1 protein-coding gene is annotated in these 2,591 nt (G+C 44.4%); it reads left to right on the top strand.

Translation table 11 applies throughout. The features are described 5' to 3' along the window. Positions 1-2,492: Eco57I restriction-modification methylase domain-containing protein (locus tag ACEW9J_RS18485; protein ID WP_373546569.1), on the top strand; the 2,492-nt coding region annotated here is incomplete at its 5' end. Positions 2,493-2,591: the final 99 nt, after the last annotated feature.

The raw sequence follows: 2,591 nt of genomic DNA on the forward strand, positions 1-2,591 counted from the left end.
ATGGCGGTTTATTTGAGGTGCATCAGCTTGAGGAAAAGTACGAGGAGACGATTCAAATTCCCGATGCGGCATTTGAGACGGTGTTTAACTTTTTTGATGAATATGACTGGCACCTAGACGATCGCCCCCTCCGTAACCAAAACGAAATTAACCCCGACGTGTTGGGCTACATCTTTGAGAAGTACATCAACCAAAAACAAATGGGGGCGTACTACACCAAGGAAGATATCACCGAACACATTAGCAAGAATACGATTATTCCGTTTTTGTTTGATGCGGCTCAGAAAGCTTGCAAGATTGCGTTTAAGCCGGATGGGGCACTGTGGGCATTGCTGCGGGAGAATGGCGATCGCTACATTTACGAAGCGGTTCGTCAAGGTGTTGATCTCGAATTACCTGCCGAGATTGCGGTTGGAATTGAGGATGTGTCGCAACGGGGCGGGTGGAACAAGCCCGCAGCCGCAGGGTTTGCGCTGCCGACCGAAACTTGGCGAGAACACGTCGCCCGTCGTCAGCGCTGTCTAGAACTGCGGCAAAAGCTGGCAGTGGGGGAAGTCACCCAAATCAATGATCTGATTACTTACAACCTGGATATTCGTCAATTTGCTCAGGATGTGATTACTAGCTGTGAAAGTTCGGATTTGCTGAAAGCGCTTTATCAGGCGATCGAGCAAGTTTCGGTACTAGACCCCACTTGTGGATCGGGTGCGTTTTTGTTTGCGGCGTTGAATATTTTGGAACCGCTTTACACGGCTTGTCTGGAGCGAATGCAGGGGTTTGTGGATGAGGACGATTTGAGGCTGTCGCGGGAGGTAGATGCAAAGCCGCGCTATGAGAAGTTTCGCACCACGCTGGCGGAGATGGCGAAGCACCCCAACCCGCGTTATTTTGTGCTGAAATCGATCATGCTCAACAACCTCTATGGCGTTGACATCATGGAGGAGGCGACGGAAATTTGTAAGCTGCGGCTATTTTTGAAGCTGGTGGCGCAGATGGAAGCCCAACCCAGAAAAGATAACTTTGGGCTAGAACCTTTGCCCGATATTGACTTCAATATTCGGGCTGGAAATACGCTGGTGGGGTTTGCCAGTTTGGATGAAGTACGCAAAGCGATTAAGCAAGACGGCGCACAACTCAAGCTAGACTTTCAAGATGATGCCAGCCGCATTGATGAGAAAGCTGAACTCGCAGACCGCGCCTTTCAACGCTTTCGGCAGATGCAAACGGAATTTGGGATGAATGCGATCGATTTTCGAGAGTCTAAGAAGGAACTGCGGCGACGATTGGCAGAACTAAATGATGAATTAAATTGCTATCTGGCAAGAGAGTATGGTGTTGATGCAGATAAACCTGCTGTCTTTGAGAAGTGGCGAGACAGCCATCAGCCTTTTCACTGGTTTATTGAGTTTTACAGCATTATCGATCGCGGTGGGTTTGATGTGATTATTGGTAATCCACCCTACATTGAGTCCTCGAAAGTAAAGTCTTTATATGATATTCAAGGACTAACAACAGTATCTTGTGGAAATCTCTATGCCATCTGCATGGAACGGTCTCTAGCAATAATGAAAGATTCTGCGTTACTTGGATTCGTTGTACAGCGACCTTTCTCGTCAACACAACGCATGAAATTGATTAGGAATCTATTGTTAGAAAATTCCTCAATGGTCTTATGCAGTACTTATGATGATCGACCGAGTAAACTTTTTGATGGAATTAATCACGCTCGAATAGCTATTTCAATATCACAGAAGTCACTAAAAAATAAGGAACCTAAGGTCTATGTAACTCCTTACGAGAAATGGTACAAAGAGGAACGAGAACGATTATTTCAAGTTCTCTCTTACTCAGAAAGTAACCAGCACGTTAATTTAGGATGTTTTCCGAAAATCAGTTCTTTCCTGGAATCTGACATCATTGAAAAAATTATTTCTTGTAAAAACACCTTTTCTAGCTGGATTTCGCCAACTACCACTAAAGATAACATTTACTATAAAATCACTGGTGTAGGTCATTGGTTCACTATCACAGCGAGACCGCCAAAATTTCTACGTCAGGGGCAAGAATCTTCATCTACTAGAGAAAGTTTAATATCGTTTTCCGATAAAAAATCTAGAGGAAGAGCTTTATCAGTTTTAAATAGTTCGTTGTTCTACTGGTTTTATCAAGTTAGGACAAATTGTAGAGACTTTAATCCATCGGACTATAAAACATTTCCAATTCCATTGTCTTTGGATGGAGAAGACTTATCTGAGCTATCTGAGAAACTCTGTAAAGCTCTAGATTTATCGAGTGCTTACATCAACGTAAATCATAGTCAGACGGGGGCAATTCAGATGGAGCAGTTTAAGCCCCGTGAAGCAAAACCCATCATTGATGAAATCGATCGCGTCCTTGCCCAACACTACGGCTTTACCGCCGAAGAACTCGACTTCATCATCAACTACGACATTAAATACCGCATGGGCAGAGACAATGGAGGGGATGACTGATGAGTTTCAGGTTTTCAAATCACTCTCTGGAAGAGATGGAAAAACGGAAAGTCCCCATCTCTTTCGTAGAAGCCGTCTTAGAAAATCCACAGCAAATCC

Source organism: Chamaesiphon sp., assembly GCF_041737865.1.
Classification (GTDB): domain Bacteria; phylum Cyanobacteriota; class Cyanobacteriia; order Cyanobacteriales; family Chamaesiphonaceae; genus Chamaesiphon.